Annotated in this window: 21 protein-coding genes and 1 riboswitch; of the genes, 3 read left to right on the top strand and 18 right to left on the bottom strand. The window is 34.3% G+C overall.

What is annotated here, in order from left to right; genetic code table 11:
* Positions 1 to 350: 350 nt before the first annotated feature.
* Positions 351 to 1,649 (top strand): WG repeat-containing protein, encoded by a 1,299-nt coding sequence (locus VTHSUH11_RS07670; RefSeq protein ID WP_105093223.1) that lies wholly within the window; start codon positions 351 to 353, stop codon positions 1,647 to 1,649.
* A gap of 148 nt (positions 1,650 to 1,797) precedes the next feature.
* On the opposite strand, the gene VTHSUH11_RS07665 is transcribed toward VTHSUH11_RS07670, so the two are convergent.
* Together VTHSUH11_RS07665 and VTHSUH11_RS07660 are read right to left on the bottom strand one after the other, a co-directional pair.
* The gene (locus VTHSUH11_RS07665; protein WP_005377496.1) at positions 1,798 to 2,412 is read right to left on the bottom strand and encodes a phosphatase PAP2 family protein; all 615 of its coding nucleotides are present in this window, start codon (positions 2,410 to 2,412) and stop codon (positions 1,798 to 1,800) included.
* Between the two features lie 157 nt (positions 2,413 to 2,569).
* The gene (locus tag VTHSUH11_RS07660) at positions 2,570 to 3,928 is read right to left on the bottom strand and encodes a VanW family protein (RefSeq protein WP_105093222.1); all 1,359 of its coding nucleotides are present in this window, start codon (positions 3,926 to 3,928) and stop codon (positions 2,570 to 2,572) included.
* A gap of 112 nt (positions 3,929 to 4,040) precedes the next feature.
* On the opposite strand from VTHSUH11_RS07660, the gene VTHSUH11_RS07655 reads away from it, so the two are divergent.
* Entirely contained in the window at positions 4,041 to 5,051 is a 1,011-nt protein-coding gene (locus VTHSUH11_RS07655; protein ID WP_105093221.1) for a site-specific integrase, read from the top strand.
* A gap of 76 nt (positions 5,052 to 5,127) precedes the next feature.
* Here VTHSUH11_RS07655 and VTHSUH11_RS07650 read toward each other — a convergent pair whose 3' ends face one another.
* Positions 5,128 to 5,430, bottom strand: coding sequence for a LysM peptidoglycan-binding domain-containing protein (locus tag VTHSUH11_RS07650; RefSeq protein WP_181143918.1), 303 nt, complete (start codon positions 5,428 to 5,430; stop codon positions 5,128 to 5,130).
* Positions 5,431 to 5,641: 211 nt separating this feature from the next.
* On the opposite strand from VTHSUH11_RS07650, the gene lexA reads away from it, so the two are divergent.
* Positions 5,642 to 6,319, top strand: coding sequence for a transcriptional repressor LexA (gene lexA, locus VTHSUH11_RS07645; RefSeq protein WP_072073194.1), 678 nt, complete (start codon positions 5,642 to 5,644; stop codon positions 6,317 to 6,319).
* Between the two features lie 48 nt (positions 6,320 to 6,367).
* On the opposite strand, the gene VTHSUH11_RS07640 is transcribed toward lexA, so the two are convergent.
* The 15 genes from VTHSUH11_RS07640 to xseA all read right to left on the bottom strand — a co-directional run bounded on the left by VTHSUH11_RS07640 (position 6,368) and on the right by xseA (position 19,481).
* Complete coding sequence (locus VTHSUH11_RS07640; protein WP_105093220.1) at positions 6,368 to 7,288, bottom strand: bile acid:sodium symporter family protein; 921 nt, start codon at positions 7,286 to 7,288, stop codon at positions 6,368 to 6,370.
* An 11-nt stretch (positions 7,289 to 7,299) separates the two neighbouring features.
* Positions 7,300 to 8,142, bottom strand: a complete 843-nt coding sequence (gene panC, locus VTHSUH11_RS07635; RefSeq protein ID WP_105093219.1) for a pantoate--beta-alanine ligase — start codon at positions 8,140 to 8,142, stop codon at positions 7,300 to 7,302.
* 77 nt (positions 8,143 to 8,219) lie between these two features.
* A complete protein-coding gene (panD, locus tag VTHSUH11_RS07630) occupies positions 8,220 to 8,612 on the bottom strand; it encodes an aspartate 1-decarboxylase (RefSeq protein WP_105093218.1) in 393 nt (130 codons plus the stop codon).
* A gap of 253 nt (positions 8,613 to 8,865) precedes the next feature.
* Positions 8,866 to 9,753 carry a 4-hydroxy-tetrahydrodipicolinate synthase gene (gene dapA / locus VTHSUH11_RS07625; RefSeq protein WP_105093217.1) on the bottom strand — a complete coding sequence of 296 codons (888 nt, stop codon included), beginning with the start codon at positions 9,751 to 9,753 and terminating at the stop codon, positions 8,866 to 8,868.
* A gap of 23 nt (positions 9,754 to 9,776) precedes the next feature.
* Positions 9,777 to 10,808: an aspartate-semialdehyde dehydrogenase gene (locus VTHSUH11_RS07620; protein WP_105093216.1), complete on the bottom strand. Its 1,032-nt coding sequence runs from the start codon at positions 10,806 to 10,808 to the stop codon at positions 9,777 to 9,779.
* Positions 10,809 to 10,842: 34 nt separating this feature from the next.
* A complete protein-coding gene (gene dapB, locus VTHSUH11_RS07615) occupies positions 10,843 to 11,640 on the bottom strand; it encodes a 4-hydroxy-tetrahydrodipicolinate reductase (protein WP_105093215.1) in 798 nt (265 codons plus the stop codon).
* Positions 11,641 to 11,713: 73 nt separating this feature from the next.
* A riboswitch (Lysine riboswitch) is annotated at positions 11,714 to 11,888 on the bottom strand.
* Between the two features lie 41 nt (positions 11,889 to 11,929).
* Positions 11,930 to 13,594, bottom strand: a complete 1,665-nt coding sequence (gene recN, locus VTHSUH11_RS07610) for a DNA repair protein RecN (protein ID WP_105093214.1) — start codon at positions 13,592 to 13,594, stop codon at positions 11,930 to 11,932.
* A 4-nt stretch (positions 13,595 to 13,598) separates the two neighbouring features.
* On the bottom strand, positions 13,599 to 14,054 hold the full coding sequence (gene argR, locus VTHSUH11_RS07605) for an arginine repressor (RefSeq protein WP_059362500.1): 456 nt from the start codon (positions 14,052 to 14,054) through the stop codon (positions 13,599 to 13,601).
* Positions 14,055 to 14,400: 346 nt separating this feature from the next.
* Positions 14,401 to 14,976, bottom strand: coding sequence for a tRNA 5-(aminomethyl)-2-thiouridylate-methyltransferase MnmM (gene mnmM, locus VTHSUH11_RS07600; protein WP_105093213.1), 576 nt, complete (start codon positions 14,974 to 14,976; stop codon positions 14,401 to 14,403).
* Positions 14,977 to 14,991: 15 nt separating this feature from the next.
* The gene (locus VTHSUH11_RS07595) at positions 14,992 to 15,876 is read right to left on the bottom strand and encodes an NAD(+)/NADH kinase (RefSeq protein ID WP_059362494.1); all 885 of its coding nucleotides are present in this window, start codon (positions 15,874 to 15,876) and stop codon (positions 14,992 to 14,994) included.
* Between the two features lie 11 nt (positions 15,877 to 15,887).
* On the bottom strand, positions 15,888 to 16,691 hold the full coding sequence (locus VTHSUH11_RS07590) for a TlyA family RNA methyltransferase (RefSeq protein WP_059362492.1): 804 nt from the start codon (positions 16,689 to 16,691) through the stop codon (positions 15,888 to 15,890).
* Positions 16,688 to 17,173 carry a divergent PAP2 family protein gene (locus tag VTHSUH11_RS07585; protein WP_105093212.1) on the bottom strand — a complete coding sequence of 162 codons (486 nt, stop codon included), beginning with the start codon at positions 17,171 to 17,173 and terminating at the stop codon, positions 16,688 to 16,690. Before VTHSUH11_RS07585 ends, VTHSUH11_RS07590 begins: the two co-directional genes overlap by 4 nt.
* A 20-nt stretch (positions 17,174 to 17,193) precedes the next feature.
* A complete protein-coding gene (locus VTHSUH11_RS07580) occupies positions 17,194 to 18,072 on the bottom strand; it encodes a polyprenyl synthetase family protein (RefSeq protein WP_105093211.1) in 879 nt (292 codons plus the stop codon).
* Between the two features lie 4 nt (positions 18,073 to 18,076).
* Positions 18,077 to 18,283: an exodeoxyribonuclease VII small subunit gene (gene xseB, locus VTHSUH11_RS07575; RefSeq protein WP_038123450.1), complete on the bottom strand. Its 207-nt coding sequence runs from the start codon at positions 18,281 to 18,283 to the stop codon at positions 18,077 to 18,079.
* The gene (gene xseA, locus VTHSUH11_RS07570; protein WP_105093210.1) at positions 18,258 to 19,481 is read right to left on the bottom strand and encodes an exodeoxyribonuclease VII large subunit; all 1,224 of its coding nucleotides are present in this window, start codon (positions 19,479 to 19,481) and stop codon (positions 18,258 to 18,260) included. The genes xseB and xseA overlap by 26 nt, the downstream gene beginning before the upstream one ends.
* Between the last annotated feature and the right edge of the window lie 2 nt (positions 19,482 to 19,483).

Genomic DNA, 19,483 nt, shown 5'->3' with positions numbered 1-19,483 from the left:
GCTTAGCAATGCTAGGCGCCTTTAATAATATAATCCTATGTGTAATTATTAGATTCCGAATATCCAATTAATAATAACTCGTAAAATGCTAAGACCTAGAATAACCTCAACCAAAAAGCGGAGGGAATGTTCCATACCATTTCCGAGATTTTTTAAACTGCCAATTTTAGCTTTACTTACAATATCACACCAGCACATATAATTGACCTCCCTTGAGAGTTAATATGAATAATTTAGATAACTTATATGATTATTTTACAACTTAATTCGATATATTTCAATATATATATTGAAAACTATGGTAAAATAATAATAATTATTATTATTGTGTTGTACGAAAGGAGAGATTCATGAAGAGAATTTTTCTTGCCTTAGCAATACTTCTTGCATTGGGCAATACGGTTGATGCAAAAAACTATATTACTTTAGAATCACCAGCAGGAAATACCATTGTTGATGAAACGGGACAATGGATTTTAGGTCCTTATAAAGATTTACATGTAAATTACATTGGTGATTTTGGAAAGAGATATGCATACGCTTCATTTTATGATAATAATCAAAAGCGCTATATAAATTTAAATTCGATGGTCTATTTACCAGCAGGATATGATTATGAGTTTTCTTATGAGTATGCACGGGCTTTGACAAAGGATGGGTTTAAGCTAGTCAAGTCTGATGGTACATATGCTATAAATGACGTTGTTAGTGCCTATTATTATTGTTCGGATAATTTAATATATGGTAAAAAGGGTGAGTTTTGGTATCTTTACAATATAAGTACAGGTTCATTAGTTATAGATAATCCTATTACAAGCACATGGGAAAATGTAAATAAATATTATAATGGATCTGGACAGGTTGTACTGCTAAAAATAGAGACAGCAGATGGATATATTAAATATGTAACCAATGATGGTATAGAAATAGACGAAGATACTGCGACTCATACTATAAATAAATATAATTATGAACTCATGGATGGTGCTGGTACTGGATATGGACATGGTTATAATGGAATTAAATATAGTCGAGAACCATCTACTCAATTCATACCATTTTCCATTGTTGATAAAAAAGGGAAAACTTTATATGGTATTAGATTATCGAATGATAATGTATTAATTGCTCCTAAATACAATTATATAGAACCTTTAGGAGATGATTTTAAGTATTTTATTGCAGTGGATAAACATAATAAATATGGTATTATAAATGTTATAGACCAAGTAGTCATACCATTTAAATATGATTCCTGTAAAAGATTAAGTGATCGTAGCTTTGTGTTAAAAACAGCAGAAAAAGCGTATATTTTCAATGCAGAAAATGGAATGTTAGTTAATATGGCTTATGATACGATTGATACATCGAAACCAATTTATATGATTGATAAATTTACTATAGCCACAATAGAAAATAAAAAATATGTAATTGATTCTAATGATGGTCATATAATATTAACATTGCCAGAAACAATTGATGATATCACGGCGTATTACGATAATTTATATGTAGTTAAATCTGGTGATACATATGGTCTTATGAATAGGTATGGTAACATTTTAGTTAATCCTGAGTTTGATAAAGTTACCATTGATGAGCCGATATTTAATAATTATATGAAATACTTATCAGAACATGATGATTGATATATTATAAAAGAGTAAATTAGCTTATAGAAATATAGGCTAGTTTTTCTTTTTTATATAATTACTTCCGATAACGATAATTTATCGGAAGTAATTCGAGGCATAAAAATTGGGCCTAAGCTAGGCCCAATCAATATTTTCAAGGTTATTAGTTTTTACGTTTAAATGTATATGGTTCGTATTCTACTTCGTTTTTACGACCAGTCCACCAAGACCATAAGGCTTTTGCGATTTTCCATGCAATGCAACCTACGATAATACCTAATACTAATCCAGTTAATACATCTGTTGGATAATGTACAAATAAGTATACTCGTGCAAATGCTACTACACATGCACCAATCAACGCTATAACGCCCCAGAATCTCTTTGTTGGACATATATTACTTAATCCTAAGTATAATGCTGTTGCAGCCGCAAATGATCCAAAACTATGCCCTGATGGAAATGAATATGTCGTTGCTGCTGGCGGCGGTGCTACCAATGGTACTTCAGGGAAATCTACAAATGGTCTTAAACGTGCTACATGAGGTTTTAACCCTTGGTCGCCTATGATGAATACTAAGACTAAGGAAATGAACATTCCAAGGCCAATAACGCGATATTTCTTTTGAATCATTAATATAATAGAAATTAAGATCCATAAAGCACCTGCACTTGTTATTTTTGATAACCAGTACATGATTGGTGTTAAATAAGAACTAATAAAATGTTGTTGTATATAAAATATGACTGTATGGTCAAATTGTAAAATTGTATCCATAGTGAACCTCAACTTATAATTTTAATTGATAATTATTGAGAATGAAATGTGTAATTTTAGCGTTTTCAGGTATAAACACCTTACTACAAGTTAAAATAATAGCCTAATCTATGCATTCGGTCAATAGATTAGGCTATATTTAATAGAATGTTAATATTTATCTTTTTGTTTTACTCTTTGGTAAGTCTTTTTTTGCAGGTTCTGGTGCTGCAGATTTCTTAGTAATAATCGTATCTACTGGATCATATGTAGACTCAAATACATCTGTTGTAGTGACCCAATTACCATATGTTATTGTACGATATGTATTAATTATAAATCCAATATGACCTTCTTCTGTACTATCCTCTTTGGCAGAAGGATCTATTTTGGTAATCGTTTGATTTGGAATATCTGTACGGTCGCCAACACTGATGGAAACAGATTTCGGTACGTCTTCTGGTACACCAATGATATATATTGTTAGTTGTCCGTTATTCATAACACTTAATACATAGATATTATGAGCATATGGATTTTTAAATTGAAAGTCCAAATATCCGTATGCAACGGTTGCATCACGTCCTGCAGGAATATAGCTAACAGGTTCAAAATGAGGTGTCCGCTCAATGATATTCATACCAGATAGTAATGCAGTATTAAATAATGTAGAGCTAACTTGGCAAATACCGCCACCAATACCCAGTACTAATTTTCCATCAATAATAACCGGTGCATCATCATAGCCAGCTTCTGCCGTACGTTCACCGACAACATCATTAAAGGAAAAGACCTCACCAGGTTTGACTAATGTACCGCTAATTTTGGTTGATGCTAGCTCAATATTATGAGTTCTATTGGTGTTAGACGCATCAAAATTTGTAGTATAACTACCTAGAACAGCTGTTAATGGTTTTACATCATCGTTTGTAACACGAACTGTATCTTTAGATGTAAATTCTATAGAAATATTGTTAAAATTATTTTCTTCTAGGTGAGCTTTTAATTGTTTAATTGTCTCATCAATATCAACGCGTTTTCCTTCTTTTGAAGGTGTCATCTTGACTTGGCCATTTTCAACCGTTAATAACGCATCATGACCTGATACATCGATTTGTTTTGCTAATTCTGTAAAATATGTTTTTGCTGTTACTTCATCAAGTTTATATACAGGGTTTATATGTACTTTATAGATAAAAGCAGTAATCCTATGCATGATGAGCATTTTTAAATCATCTTCATAACCATAGGTAAAAATATTAGATTCCGTACTAGCTGTATCAAGCGTAATTCCTAAATCTTTTACTTTTACTTGTCGCGTACCTTGATTTGGTATTGTTATCGTAATTGTTTTATTATTACTAGCCTCTGTATGAATTAAGGAGCTAACAGCATCTCTAGAATATCCTGAGATATCTTGATCCTCATAATATAGGCCATATGTAATTGTGCCATCCGTAGGAATTAAGCTGCAACCACTAGTAAATAGACAAGAACCGATTAATACACTACATAATAATTGTTTTAAGTTCATCATTATATCTTTCAAATAAAATTCGAGAAATTTGGTTCAAAATCATCTAATTATAGCATAATTCCATGTTTCTATGTGATACAATAATAGCATAGTGTTAGTAAAAGGAATATATATGTCACAGTCTAAAGAAGAAAAAAAACATTTTTATCTGCGTCATAACGATGCATTGATGAATAGTACAAAACTATCTATGAAGGCTAAGCAAAGTATTTTACTTTCAAAGGCAGAAAATACAGTAAATGCCTACGAATCAGATTGGGATGATTTTGTAGATTGGTGTAATTATCAAAAGGTATCTTATTTTCCTGCTACGCCAGAAACTATTGTCAATTACATTAATGATTTAGCAGATTATGCAAAAGCAAATACTATTGCACGTCGAATTAGTGCTATTTCAGAGAATTATAATGCTTCAGGTTCTCGAGAAAATCCTTGTATGTCTCCGTTAGTAAAACAAGCTTTGCGAGGCATACGTCGATTAAAAGGCACCTTTCAACAAGGTAAAACCCCTATTCTGCTTGATGATATAGAAGATATTTTAGAGTGTATGGATACCATTGATATACCAAAGATACAAAAACTTCGTGATAAGGCTATTTTACTTGTCGGTTTTATGGGGGCTTTTCGGCGAAGTGAAATTGCTGCTTTAACCGTTGAAAATTTAAAGTTCTCTTCGCAAGGCCTTGAAATATTTATAGCTTCCTCTAAGGCTGATCAAGAGGGTCAAGGCGCTATAGTTGCTATTCCAAGTTTACAAGGATCTCCACTAGATGCGGTTCGAGCTTTAAAAAAATGGCTTACCACCAGTGGTATCACATCTGGACCGGTTTTTAGAGGTTTTACTAAATCAATGTCATTACGCAAAACTGCAATTTCCGATAAATCTATTGCAGAAATTGTAAAAAAATATACCTCTCTTATAGGTTTAGATCCATCCATGTATGGAGCCCATAGTTTACGGCATGGCTTTGCTACAACAGCAGCTTCCTATGGTGTTGAGGAGCGTAATATAATGCGTCAAACACGACATCATAGTGTTAATATGGTGAGGCGTTATATTAATGAAGCCAATAAATTTGTAGATAATCCTATTTCTACTATTTTTGAAAAACGGTTTAGATAGATTTATAAAATGGAAAAAGCTAGTATTGATTATTCCTTCATAGGATATAATCAATACTAGCCTTTTTCATATATATTTAATTTTGAGCCATATAGTCCATAGCTCGTGTAGGACTATCAGATTTATATACTGGAACTTTAAGTTTTGTTCCAGGTGTCAATGCGCCGGAATTTGAAATATTATTTAATTCTTTAACTTCAAATACGACTTCACGAATATCTACACTAGATCCAGCTGAACGAGCAGCAATGTCCCATAAAGTATCACCTTCTTGAACTGTTACCTCTTGAATTGTATGAGATTCCATCGCTGGTGTTGTTTGTTGATAACCAATTACCATTGCAAAACAGATGCTTAACATAATCATAATTTGTTTCATAATACATTACCTCTTTTATACATCGAACATAAAATTCAGAACGTTTGTTTGTTTATAATGAAATAATAGCACACAAACAGATGTTCGGTCAAGTGTTTTAGAACAAATGTTTGCAAAAGTATTAAAATACCTATATAATAAGCTTATAAAGCAAATAATTATAGTATATACTTTTATATATCCTTTTTTTGGTACATTATTGGAGGTTCTTGTGAGACGCCCAGCTACTGATATTAATACGAAACAACGTCGTATATTAGAGTTTATTCGTGATTCATTACATAATGAATACCGTTGCCCTACTGTTCGTGAAATTTGTGCTTATGTAGGTCTTAGCTCTACATCTACTGTACAATCCCACTTAAATACATTAGAAAAGTTTGGGTATATTAAACGTGATCCGAATAAAAACCGTGCTATTACGATTTTAGATGATAATAAGCCTACTATTTCTGTATCTAAGAACAATAATGAAACAACTAGCTCTGATAATTTTGAATTTCTTGGTGCTGGTTTAAAACAAGTTCCCCTCATCGGTACCGTACAAGCAGGTACTCCTATTACCGCTGTTGAGAACTTGGAGGCTACATTGACTTTACCGGTTCAGCTTACAGGTGATTCAGATTGTTTTATGCTCCGTGTACAAGGCGAATCCATGATGAATATTGGTATGTATGAAGGTGATATGCTTATAGTACGTCATCAAAATACGGCTAATAATGGTGATATTGTGGTGGCTCGTATCGACGATGAAGCTACTGTTAAGCGTTTTTATAAGGAAAATGGACATATTCGTTTACAACCTGAAAATGATGATTTTGATCCAATTATTGTAGATGATTGTCATATTGAAGGCCTTGTGATTGGTCTTGTAAGAGATAGAATATAACAAAAAGACGGCAACGTAAGTTGCCGTCTTTTTGTTATACCGATATTTTTATCTTCGTAAACTAGCAAATATAGCACCTGATATATTGTGCCATACACTGAATATAGCTCCTACAAGAGTTGCTAGTGGATTTAGTGCAAAGTTAGTGGCTGCCAATGTTACAGCTAATCCACTATTTTGCATTCCCACCTCTATCGCTAATGCAGTAGTTTTATCGTATTTTAATTTAAGCACTTTACCTACGCTTAAACCTAAAAGTAAGCCTAGAATATTATGAATACCAACTACAATAAGAGTTAGTAAACCAGAAACTAATAGCTTGTCCCTATTAACTGCAATAATGGCTGCTATTAATAATATAATAGCAATCATTGAAAATATAGGACTTATACTGGTTAGTGTATTGATGTGTGATTTAAAAACATATTGAATGACACCACCTAATAAGATTGGTACAATGATTACTTTCACCATTGTTATCATCATTGGAAGCAATGCTATATCTACCCAGGCACCACCAATATATAAGATTAATAATGGTGTTACGATAGGGGCTATTAATGTCGACATAATTGTCATCCCTACTGATAGAGGTACATCCCCCTTAGCAATGTATGTAATAACATTACTAGCTGTGCCACCAGGACAACAGCCGACTAATATAACACCGATGGCAATATCAGGAGGTAAAGTAAATACATGACAAATACCCCATGCTAATAAAGGCATAATCGTATATTGTGCCAGTACGCCGATACAAATATCTTTTGGGTATTTAAGAATGTTACATAGGCTTTCAAACTTAATTGTAAGCCCCATACCAAACATAGCAATGCCTAGTAAAAATGGTGTATAAGCTATGGCCCATGTGAAGTAATCAGGCATCATATAAGCTAGACACGAAAAACCGATGATTAGGACCATTAAGTACTTGGAGATTATATGCGTTAGTGTTTGGAAATAATTCATAACTTCCCTCCCTATTTTGTATCGAACGAGAAGTTATCAATAAGTCGTGTAGATCCAATGTATACAGCCATAGCGACCAATACTGGAGATGTAATCTCATGAACAGGTTGCATTGTATTAGCATCGACAACTGAGATATAATCTATTTTTGCTAATGGTTCTGTATCAACAATATTTGTCATAGTATTAATAATAGTATCTGCAGAAATCCCGCATTTAATAGCTTGTTTTCCCTCTTGAATAGCTTTATACAATATTGTGGCAGCTTTTCGTTCTTCACTAGATAAATATGTATTACGAGAAGATTTTGCTAGACCATCTGATTCACGAACGATAGGCACTCCAATTATATTTACTGGGAAGTTTAAATCGAAAACCATTTTACGTATAATGGCTAATTGTTGTGCATCCTTTTCACCAAAATACGCATTATTAGGTTGAATAATATTAAAGAATTTTGCTACAACAGTACAAACACCTTTAAAGTGAATTGGTCTACGAACGCCACACAATGTATCAGATAAATCAATAATATTTACAAAGGCTTTTCTATTGCAATACATCTCATCTGGGCTAGGCGTAAATATGAGGTCAACCCCATGTGATTCACATAGTGTTTTATCTCGATTTAAATCTCTTGGATAGGAGCTTAGATCTTCGTTTTCTCCAAACTGAGTAGGATTAACAAATATAGATACAACAACCTTGTCATTATTTTTTCTTGCTTCATCAATTAATGCAGCATGACCATCATGTAAGTATCCCATAGTAGGCACAAATCCAATTGAATACCCTTGTTTTCTCCAAGTGTTTATTGTATTTCGTACTTTTTCTATTGTAGTTATAATTTCCATAAGAATTCCTCCGTTACTTGTAAATTGTAAATACAAAGATAGTCCTATACAGTCTACTGTAATTCGATCTAAAACAGTTAGTTTTGATCAACTAATAAACCATGTTTTTCATAGTTTTTTATATGACTTATCTTATTATTATTATCTACAAATACAACGAGAGGCTTATGGGTATCTACCTCATTTTCATTAAGCTGAGCATAGCACATGATAATAATCTTATCTTTTACCTGTACATGTCTTGCTGCAGCACCGTTTAAACAGATTACACCACTACCAGATTCTCCAGCAATTGTATATGTGGAAAAACGTGCACCATTATTAATGTTTACAATTTGAACTTGTTCATATTCACGTATTCCAGATGCATTCAAAAGATCAGTATCAATTGTAATGCTCCCTACATAATCAAGTTCTGCTTGAGTCACAGTAGCTCTGTGAATTTTACCTTTTAACATTGTTAGTTCCATGTTAAACTCCTTGTGTATTAAATGTAACCGCCTAATGGTCGATTCGAACTTTCACAATTTATATGTTTATCATGAATTAACAGTAGACTAGAGTATAGTTAAAAATACTATCTCCATGTGAGATTATATCATAATAAAATCTGACACACAAAAATATATTTATAGTCATCAAAGATAATATTTATAATATGCTTATTATAAAGTAAAACCAGTAGCCACAAATGTAGTTACTGGTTTTCTATACTCTTATCTCTTATTTTAGATATTCAGTTAATGCTTTATCTATGCATGCTGCCTCTTCTGGAGATGGTTCACACATTGGAAGATTGAATGCACCAGATGGTAATCCAAGCTTACGAACAGCATATTTTATAGGGATGGGATTGGTTGTAACGAACATGGCTTTGATAATATCGCCTAATTTTTGATGTAAGCGTAACGCTTCTTTTGTATTACCGTCTTCATAGGCTGCAATCATAGCGTTCATATCTTTGCCAGCCACATGTCCAACAACAGATACAACACCACAACCACCAACGGCTAGCATTGGTAATGTAAGTCCATCATCACCGCTATATACCATGAAATCATCATCAGGCATTAAACGTTTGATTTCAGAAGCTATTAGTACATTACCACTAGCTTCTTTTATAGCACATATATGAGGATATTCTTTGTGAAGTCGCGCTACTGTAGCTGGTAATATACCAGTACCGACACGACCTGGAACATTGTATATCATGATTGGTAAAGTAGTTGCTTCTGCAATAGCTTTAAAATGCAAATATTGTCCTTGTTGATTTGGTTTATTATAATAAGGTACCACTACTAGGAATCCATTAATACCAGGAATTTCTGATACTTCTTTTACAAAATCAACAGATGCTTTTGTATCATTAGAGCCTACATTGGCAATAATAGTTCCTTTATGACTACATTCTTTTGCTACCGCTTTAAAAAGTGCTGCTTTTTCTTCACGGGATATAGTAGGATTTTCACCTGTTGTTCCACAAACGACTAAACCATTAGACCCATTTTCTAAAAGATGATGTGCTATGGTTAATGTATTATCAATATTGACGGATCCATCTTCATTAAATGATGTAATCATTGCCGTTAATACACGACCAAAGGTTTTCATAGTAATCTCCCCCTTGATGGATATTAAAATGCTTGTTTCTCTACTAAGTATTCTGCAATTTGTAATGCATTTAATGCAGCACCTTTGCGGATTTGGTCCCCTACAATCCAGAAATTCATACCTTTATCATTGTATAAATCTTTACGAATACGACCGATTTCACACTCGTTTTGATTAGATGTATACAATGGCATTGGATATTCTTGCTCAGCAGGATTATCTTTTACTTGTAACCCTGGGAACGCTGCACAGGCTTTACGGAAATCCTCTACAGATACTGGTGCTTCTGTTTCTACTAATACGGATTCAGAATGAGAACGATATACAGGAACACGAACGGTTGTTGGTACTACTTGTATAGTATCATCGTGAAGGATTTTCTGTGTTTCGTAAACCATCTTCATCTCTTCTTTAGTATAATCGTTTTCCAAGAATACATCAATTTGAGGTAATAAATTGAAAGCTACTGGATAGTGTTTTGGCGCAGAACCAGTAGGCAACAAATTAGCTGTCATTTCTTTACCTTCAGTAAATTCTTGTACTTGTCTTTCTAGCTCTTCAATACCTTCTTTACCGGCACCAGATACTGCTTGGTATGTAGATACGACAATGCGTTTAATGGGAGACAAATCATGAAGTGGTTTTAAGCCTAAACACATGATGATTGTAGAGCAGTTTGGGTTAGCAATGATACCCTTATGCGTTAATATATCATCTGGGTTAACCTCTGGTACAACAAGAGGAACCTCTGGATCCATACGGAATGCACTAGAATTATCGATAACGATAGCACCGCGTTTTGCCGCTTCAGGACCTAATGTTTTAGAAATAGACCCACCTGCGAATAATGCAATATCAATATTGTCAAAAGATTCTGGTTTAGCTTCTTCTACAATATAAGTTTTGCCATTTACAGTCAGTTCTACGCCTGCAGAACGGGAAGATGCTAATAATTTTAAATTTTCATAAGGGAAATTACGCTCTTCAATAAGTGTAATAAATTCTGCCCCTACTGCACCAGTGGCACCAAGGATTGCTACATTAGGTTTTTTCATCTCTCGTCTCCTCAAATAATCTATTTAATGAAAATTATAAATAATGTTCTAAGCCATATGTTAAGCCTGGTTTAGAGGTAATTTTCTTACATGCTAGTACAACGCCAGGCATAAAGGATAAACGGCTTAAGCTATCGTGTCGAATAGTCAATGTTTCATCATGACCACCAAATAATACCTCTTGATGAGCTACGTAACCTGGTAATCGTACACTATGAATAGTAATATCGTCTACCTTTGCACCGCGTGCACCAGGTAAGCTTTCACGTGTCAAGTCTTCAGAACTTGTCACATTAGCAGCTTGTTTAGCATCATTAATGAGTTTTGCAGTCAAAATAGATGTTCCTGATGGTGCATCATATTTATGATTGTGATGTAACTCGATGATTTCCACATCTGGGAAATATGGTGCCAAATCAGCGGCCACTTTCATCATCATTACAGCGCCTAAAGAAAAGTTTGGTGCTACTAGACAGTTGGCTTGATTCTTTAGACCAATTTCATGTAATTCATTACGTTGTTCTTCTGTCAAACCTGTGGTGCCAATCACTAGATGAACTCCAGCAGAAAGGATTTTTTTTGCATTTTCAAAAATAACTGCAGGGTTTGTAAAATCTACAATAACATCAGGCTTATTATTTCCGAGTACATCGTCTACGGATGGAGCCATTGTAATTTGTAGTGGCTCTATACCTGCTACAGTACCAATGTCTTGTCCGTCCTTAGTTGGATCGATTCCCCCTACTAATGTTAATTCAGAATCTGCATGTACTGCTTTTACGACTTCGCGACCCATTTTGCCGCCTGCACCGTTTACCATTACTCGAATCATATTTACCTCCAAAAAAGCCAGTGGAAAGCTATCCACTGGCTTAATATATACGATTCATCGTTAATTAAACAAGATCTATGATAGCACTCCACCAATATCAATATTGATGACAGTTGTCTACCTATTAAATAGACAACCAGCATGATGACTTGGCAATCACCCCACTTCGGCAAGCACACCTTTTATCATGACTCATTGTTTGCCGACTCCTCATGATGACTCTTTATACCCGCACCTCTACCTTATTATTGAGTTATTATAATAAGTATAAGTAATTATGCGTATTTAGTCAATGGAAATGGTCAATAAGTTCTTTTGCAGCTGCCAGAGCCGTGTTAGACATTCCTTTTCCAGACATCATGGAAGCTATTTGTGATAGACGTTCTTCATCATTTAATTGTGATAATGTAGATATTGTTCGCCCTTCATGTTCCTGTTTAGTAAGATGATAATGTTGTTTTGCTATGCTTGCAGTTTGAGGTAAATGTGTTATACAGAATACCTGATTTGTTTTAGATAAAGTCAATATTTTTTCTGCAACTTTTAATGCAATATCACCACTAATACCGACATCAATTTCATCGAATACAAGGGTCTTATGATTATCTGTACGGAATACAGATTTAAAAGCTAATGCTATACGAGCTAATTCACCGCCAGAAGCCACTTTGTGTAGTGGTAATAATTGCTCACCTTTATTAGCTGAAAACAATAATTCGATAGATTTAGCGCCTAATGGTAAAAGGTCTTCGCTAGAATCAATATAGAAACGAATATCCCCTTTTTCCATGCCTAAATCTGCTAATTCAGTATGTAATTGTTTTGCAATTATAATGGCATTTTCTTGTCTAACAGTTGTAAGCTTAGTTAATGCTTTCTTAGCAATACTTTCTTTTTCCGCTAACAACTCCTCCAACTGACCTTGTTCACAAACTTCAGACTCTAGTTCCTCTAGGCGTTGTTGAGCTTTGTCTTCATAATTTAATATGTCCTGAACGGTATCACCATATTTCTTCTTTAAACCATAAATAGTAGAATCTCTATCTTGGCAATACGCATATCGTTCTTCATCATAGCTAATGGAATCTCTATATCGATCTAGTGATTGTGCAGCTTCCTCTAATTGAAAGTATGCAGAATTGACTAGTTCTGAAATCTCTTTAACCTCATCATCATATTTAACAAGATCATTTACTTCTACCTTTATAGCGTTCACCGTATCTAATAAAGGATGACGTCCACTGTAAAATGCATCATAACATGAGCCAAGTACCTTATCGATATGGTCAAAGCTATCTAGACGTTTTAATTCTTCAGCGATGGCTTCGTCTTCACCAGGTTGTAAACCCGCTTCTTCTATTTCATCTATCTGAAAGCGTAGCATATCAAGCTCACGAGCACGCTCCGCCATATGTTCAGATAAATTATCTAATGCTTGCTTCGCTGCTTTATATTCTTTATAGGCTTCCTTATATTCTTGATAAGCTTTTAGCCCAACTTCATTATAACTATCTAGATATTCATGATGCGAATCTGGATTCAATAATTTTTGATTGCTATATTGGCCATGTATATCTGCTAATAACTGACCAATTTCTTTAAGTGCTTTTAAAGGAATTGGTTGATCATTAGCCAATATCATCGATTTACCAGAAGTATTAAAGGATCGAGATAAAATAAGTTGATCATCTTCTACTATAATATTTTTTGATTCTAATACATCTAATAAACTTTGGTGATTAGCAATGTCGAATATGCCATCTATAACAAAACTATCTTTACCATGACGAATAAACTCGCTACTAGCGCGTTCTCCTAGTAAGATACTGAAAGCATCCATTAATATGGATTTACCTGCCCCAGTTTCGCCGGTAAAGATAGTTATGCCATCTTTAAATGAAATATTCATTTGCTCAATCAACGCAAAGTTGCGAATGCTCATTTGCGTTAACATATAATTAATCCTTCATTAAATCTTGAATTCTTGTGAGAATTGCAGGTACATCTTCTTCAGAGCGGGCAATAAGTAAAATTGTATCATCCCCTGCTAGTGTACCAATCAATTCAGACCATTTAGCATGGTCAATTGAAAATGCTACAGATTGTGCTGAGCCAGGAATCGTATGTAGCACGATTTGATTAAGACTGTGATCAACCTTGATTAATGAATCTTGGAATAGTCTATTTATACGACTGCGTGAAAGAACCACATTTTCTTCTGGAGACAATGCATACCGATAATGTCCATCGCCAGTAGGAATTTTAATTAACATTAACTCTTTAATGTCACGAGAGACGGTAGCCTGTGTTACTTCAATGCCTTCTTGTAATAAAGCTGCTGCTAACTCTTCTTGTGTTTCAATCGCCTTAGACTGGACAATTTCCTTAATTTTGTTGTAGCGATAGCGTTTCATTTTGATCTCCCTTTTTTAAAACCTTGCACATAAAAGAGAATAGTATCTTTTCTACATTATTATACCATATATTCAAAATTAATATATGGTATATACCGTATAGACCATACGTCTTATGCATATAATGAGACTGTTTTATATTTTTTAAAAAGAAAGCGAAAATACTACTTATAAATGCACATAATATATGGTTCATCTATTTATACAGAATTTATAATTTATACATTTTTCTGTGCTATAAATAAATAAAAGACCCAATTATGGGTCTTTTATAGGTCATTATGCATTTTAAGTATAGCAGAATTATAGGAATATTATAAAATTTCTATACTGTAAGGAGTATATGCTAACGTTTTTGTATAATAAATAATTCAGGTGGATTATTTACTTGATTTAAAGGATGCCAATGACATACATTGAACTTATTTTGCTCTAATTCTGATAAGAAGAACTGTAATTCTTCCCTCTCATTCATTCCTTCTGGCGTACCAGGATAAGCAACAATTGTTATGACCCCATCCTTGGCCAATTTAGGAAAGGCGTTTTTTAGTGCTTCTATGGTATGTTTTGGACGGGTTATGATTCGGTGATCCCCACCTGGCAAATACCCTAAATTAAAGATAATTAAATCTATGCAATTTTCTTTAATTGCTTCATGTAACGCAATATCATGAGAATTATGTAGGAATGTTATCGTCACATCAGATTGTAACGTCTTAGATGCTAATAATTGCCTACTAGCACCGATTGCTTGTTCTTGAATATCAATACCATAGAGATGACACTCTGCTTTAGCTCGTTGTGCTAAATATAGTAAATCGTGGCCATTGCCACATGTTGCATCCACTACAACAGAGGCGGATTTCATGATATGATCCCAAATGAGATGTTGAAATTGAACTGCATTGTTGATGTTAATCATATGCGTTCACACTCCTTATAATAACTCGTCCCTACGAGATGCCAATTTTTTAAATAATGTACCGAAGAAACATTGATCTTTGAAGCGAACAAATAAACAATATACAGGGTTAGATGAAATATGTAGAGTCTCTTTGTTTGTAAAAGAATAATCAAACGTTCCATCTATGCATATGTGCAATTTAGGTTCTCGTTCAGGCATAGTGACTTGAATCGTGTCATGCTCTTCTAACACCATCGAAATACCTTGAATTAAATGAGGCGCCACAGGTGTAATAATAATAGAACGATTATCAGGTTTCATAATGGGACCACCAGCAGATAAATTATATCCTGTTGAACCAGTAGCAGATGAAATGATAAGACCATCTGAAGGATACATTTGAGTATGTTGATTATTAACCGCTAAATTAATACGTGCCATTTTAGCAGGTTCTGCTCTTGTAATTACAACTTCATTGATAATTGGTACTAATTCTTCTTTAGAACCATCTTCTCTATCAATACAGGCATGTAAATGGCCTCTTTTTTCAATAGTATAATCACCTTGCGCAACGCGTTTAATGTGGCTTTGTAATTGATGTACTTCAATTTGATTTAAGAAGCCTAGCTCCCCTAAATTGATACCACATACAGGTATATTGTAAGAGAAGATTTGTCGTGCTAAATGAATGATGGTACCGTCACCACCAAAACTAAAAGCCACGTCAATATGTTTGAAAATTTCTGGTCTAGGAAGCACATGATCTTTAGGAATTTGTAACACTTTATAAGTATCAGGTCTTTCAAGATCATCTGGTAAATATACTTCTATTTGTTCTTCTCTACAGATGTGTGCAGCCATTTTTAAAACGGCCATTATTGTACTTTTGCCCATGTTAGGAAAAAAACCAATACGCATAAATCTATCTCCTATAACGCGTGAGCTTCATCGACAACTGCTGTAATTAATTCATCAGTTATTGATAATGCATCATCTTCAGATTTAGTAAAATAACCTAAAAATTCAATATTTCCCTCGGTTCCTTTGATTGGTGAGAATGTTAAACCATGTAAATAAAGTCGACAATCATAAGCAAATTGCAATATACGTTGCAGGACTTCTTCATGGACTAATCTATCACGAACAATACCACCTTTACCAACCTTTTCCTTTCCAGCTTCAAATTGTGGCTTTATGAGGGCTACAAGAGAACCTGTATCTTTTAATAAGGTTGTAGCAACAGGTAATACTTTATCAAGGGATATAAAGGCTACATCGATAGAGATAAAATCTACAAGTTCACCTAGTTGCTCAGGTGTAACAGTGCGTATATTTTGTTTTTCCATGTTGATAACTCGTTCATCTTGGCGTAATTTCCAAGCAAGTTGATTATATCCTACATCAATGGCAAACACTTTTGAAGCGCCGTTTTGCAAAGCGCAATCGGTAAAACCACCAGTACTAGCACCAATATCAACCATAACTGCATCAGTTAAATCTATAGGATATATTTGAATAGCTTTTTCTAATTTTAAGCCACCGCGACTTACATATGGTAAGGTATTCCCTTTTACTGTAAGATTGGCATCAACAGGAACCTTTGTACCCGCTTTATCAATTCTTGTGGTATCCATAAAAATTTGACCAGCCATAATAGCAGCTTTTGCCTTTTCTCGGCTTTCAAATAATCCTCGATTTACAAGAAGAATATCTAAACGTTCTTTATTACTCATATTACACCATTATATACATAGAAATATTGAATATACGCAACCAGTATGCCTAGTATTAAACCACCAAATACTTCGATTGGTGTATGACCTAATAATTCTTTCAAGGCGATTTCACGACCTTTTAAGATGACCGGAATATTACGTTTGCTAAAATACTCTACAATTTGGTTTAAAATTTGAGCTTGTCTACCGGCCTCCCTACGTACACCAGATGCGTCATACATAACAACGATGGAGAATACAAGGGCTACTACAAATAAATCTGTAATACCATTATTTTTAAAATATAATGCAGTTGTCGTTGAAATAACAAAGGATGTATGAGAACTAGGAAATCCACCAGATCCTACAAGTCGTTCCAACCGTAATGTACGATAGCGAATTAATTGCCACAAGAATTTAATGGCTTGCGCGGAAAACCAGCCCCAAAATGCGGCTTGCGCTATATAATTATGACAAATTTCTTCAAAAACATGGTACATCTGACTTCATCCTTTAGATATTAATGTGTACGTTCCATTAAATAATCGATAATAGCACTTAATATTTCTGTATTATCTGTTAACGTCGATAGTGCCGAATGAGCATTTTGGACGACCCTATGCGCTTCATTTTGAGCACCTTCTAGGCCTAATAAGGAAACATAAGTAGATTTGTCTTGACGCATATCACTACCAGGTGTTTTGCCCAGCTCCTCTATAGTTCCTGTTACATCGAGAATATCATCTGTAATCTGGAATAGCAATCCTAAACAATTGGCATAGGTCATATAGGCTGTATACTTTTCTTTCTCAGCGTTAGATAAGATAAGGCCTAACTCTATTGCCGCATTAAAGAGCGCTCCCGTTTTACCACCATGTAAGACTTTTAATTCCTCAAGCGGTATATGTTTTCCCTCAGAAAGTAAATCGAATGCTTGACCGCCCACCATTCCTTCAGGGCCAGCTGCAGTAGCTAAGCATTGAATCGCTTTGATTTTTTGATTTGCTGATGCGGTTTTATTTTCAGAACAAAGTTGGAATGCATAGGTCAATAAACCATCACCAGCAAGAATTGCTAAACCATCACCATATACTTTATGATTAGTTAAATTACCACGTCGATAATCATCATTATCCATAGCCGGTAGATCATCATGAACTAATGAATACGTATGAATGCACTCCAAAGCACAAAGGAATTCTTTATATAAGGAGGCATCCATATTCATAGATTCAAGTACAGCCTTTGTTAAAATGGGACGAATTCGTTTACCACCTTGTAATAAACTATAATTCATAGATTCATATAGGCGTTCGTATTCTGGTATAGGAGATTTTAATATGGTATTTAACCATTGTTCAATAGTTTGTTTGCTAGTCTCTAAATATGTTTTTAACATAGCTTTACTCTCCAATGCGTACTTCTTCAATAATCTGTTGAATTTCGCCTTCCACAGAATCGAGCATATCTGCACATTCCTTAACTAAGGTTAAGCCTTTTTTATATTGATTTAACAGCTCTGACATAGATAATTCACCATCGTCGAGTTGACGAACGATATCTTCAAGAGCTTTATATTTTTTTTCATAACTTTTCAGTGATGCTGCCATTAGGTAGTACCTCCTCTACAACTGCATGTATAGAGCCATCGCTCAATGAAATGCTAAATGAATCACCTTTTGCTAAATATTGCACTGATTTTACAACATTGCCCTCTTTTTCTATCTTGGAGTATCCTTTCACCATTAAATGAAGTGGGTTTTGTAAGGATAATTCCTGTGTGATTAATGAAAGTTTATATTTTTCCTGCTGTAGTCGCTGTGATGTAAGTGTTTGCATTTTTTCTTTATATGATTGCAATAAGGAGTTTTGCTTGTGAATCAATTGCAATGCAGGAAATCCAAGACGGCGATTAAAAATCGTACTTAATTCGATGCGTTTTTGTTGTAATGTTTGACTCATTACGTACTGAATATAATCAAATTTTTGTTGTAAATTCTGTTGCAATGTAGCTAATGGAAGTACAGCGATTTCCGCAGCATGACTCGGTGTAGCGCCACGTATATCAGCAGCATAATCTGCTAATGTATAATCGGTCTCATGCCCAACAGCAGATATAATTGGTGTTGATGAATTATATATAGCCTCAATTACTACTCTATCATTAAAGCACCATAAATCTTCCATTGATCCACCGCCACGACCAACGATAATTACGTCTACATCAGGGTCTTTATCAGCGGCCTCAATCCCTTTAGCTATAATGGGGCCAGCAGTTGAACCCTGTACAGGGACAGAAAATAATTTAAATTGCATAAGAGGATTTCTATGTTCACTAATATGTAAGATATCGTGTATAACAGCACCAGTTGGAGATGTAACAATACCGATACAACTAGATAAAACTGGTATAGGTTGCTTATGAGCATCATCAAAATAGCCTAACGCAGCCAACTCTCTTTGTAATGCATCAAATTCAAGCTGTAATGGGCTTTTAGAACCTACTTGCATATCCGTAGCGATAAGATTTAAACGTCCCATTTTATTGTAAAAATTAACAGATGCTTTGATAGTTACTAATAATCCATTTTGAAAAGAATTAGCCAGACCTTTGCTTTGCACCGTACTAGACCACATCGTCACATCAATAGATGATTCCTCATCTTTGAGTGTGAAGTATACATGCCCGCTACTATGACGTTTAGCATTGATAATAGTACCGCTAACATATACATTTTTAAGAAGATATTCTCTATCTATTGTTCGTTTTATTAAGTTATTTAATTGAGTAATACTTAATATATTCACGA

It is taken from the genome of Veillonella tobetsuensis, assembly GCF_002959935.1.
Classification (GTDB): Bacteria; Bacillota; Negativicutes; order Veillonellales; family Veillonellaceae; genus Veillonella; species Veillonella tobetsuensis.
Note: the sequence above shows the minus strand (reverse complement) of the source record. Positions and strands in the feature narration are given on the sequence as shown.

What these genes read in the sequence shown, in the direction of transcription:
- mnmM (WP_105093213.1), bottom strand. Translation starts at nt 14,976, where the DNA reads ATGATTAACATCAACAATGCAGTTCAATTTCAACATCTCATTTGGGAT.
- VTHSUH11_RS07620 (WP_105093216.1), bottom strand. Translation starts at nt 10,808, where the DNA reads ATGAAAAAACCTAATGTAGCAATCCTTGGTGCCACTGGTGCAGTAGGG.
- panC (WP_105093219.1), bottom strand. Translation starts at nt 8,142, where the DNA reads ATGGAAATTATAACTACAATAGAAAAAGTACGAAATACAATAAACACT.
- argR (WP_059362500.1), bottom strand. Translation starts at nt 14,054, where the DNA reads ATGAAACGCTATCGCTACAACAAAATTAAGGAAATTGTCCAGTCTAAG.
- VTHSUH11_RS07585 (WP_105093212.1), bottom strand. Translation starts at nt 17,173, where the DNA reads ATGTACCATGTTTTTGAAGAAATTTGTCATAATTATATAGCGCAAGCC.
- VTHSUH11_RS07665 (WP_005377496.1), bottom strand. Translation starts at nt 2,412, where the DNA reads ATGGATACAATTTTACAATTTGACCATACAGTCATATTTTATATACAA.
- xseB (WP_038123450.1), bottom strand. Translation starts at nt 18,283, where the DNA reads ATGGCAGCATCACTGAAAAGTTATGAAAAAAAATATAAAGCTCTTGAA.
- VTHSUH11_RS07660 (WP_105093222.1), bottom strand. Translation starts at nt 3,928, where the DNA reads ATGATGAACTTAAAACAATTATTATGTAGTGTATTAATCGGTTCTTGT.
- dapB (WP_105093215.1), bottom strand. Translation starts at nt 11,640, where the DNA reads ATGATTCGAGTAATGGTAAACGGTGCAGGCGGCAAAATGGGTCGCGAA.
- dapA (WP_105093217.1), bottom strand. Translation starts at nt 9,753, where the DNA reads ATGAAAACCTTTGGTCGTGTATTAACGGCAATGATTACATCATTTAAT.
- VTHSUH11_RS07670 (WP_105093223.1), top strand. Translation starts at nt 351, where the DNA reads ATGAAGAGAATTTTTCTTGCCTTAGCAATACTTCTTGCATTGGGCAAT.
- panD (WP_105093218.1), bottom strand. Translation starts at nt 8,612, where the DNA reads ATGGAACTAACAATGTTAAAAGGTAAAATTCACAGAGCTACTGTGACT.
- VTHSUH11_RS07655 (WP_105093221.1), top strand. Translation starts at nt 4,041, where the DNA reads ATGTCACAGTCTAAAGAAGAAAAAAAACATTTTTATCTGCGTCATAAC.
- VTHSUH11_RS07590 (WP_059362492.1), bottom strand. Translation starts at nt 16,691, where the DNA reads ATGAGTAATAAAGAACGTTTAGATATTCTTCTTGTAAATCGAGGATTA.
- VTHSUH11_RS07595 (WP_059362494.1), bottom strand. Translation starts at nt 15,876, where the DNA reads ATGCGTATTGGTTTTTTTCCTAACATGGGCAAAAGTACAATAATGGCC.
- VTHSUH11_RS07650 (WP_181143918.1), bottom strand. Translation starts at nt 5,430, where the DNA reads ATGAAACAAATTATGATTATGTTAAGCATCTGTTTTGCAATGGTAATT.
- VTHSUH11_RS07640 (WP_105093220.1), bottom strand. Translation starts at nt 7,288, where the DNA reads ATGAATTATTTCCAAACACTAACGCATATAATCTCCAAGTACTTAATG.
- VTHSUH11_RS07580 (WP_105093211.1), bottom strand. Translation starts at nt 18,072, where the DNA reads ATGTTAAAAACATATTTAGAGACTAGCAAACAAACTATTGAACAATGG.
- recN (WP_105093214.1), bottom strand. Translation starts at nt 13,594, where the DNA reads ATGTTAACGCAAATGAGCATTCGCAACTTTGCGTTGATTGAGCAAATG.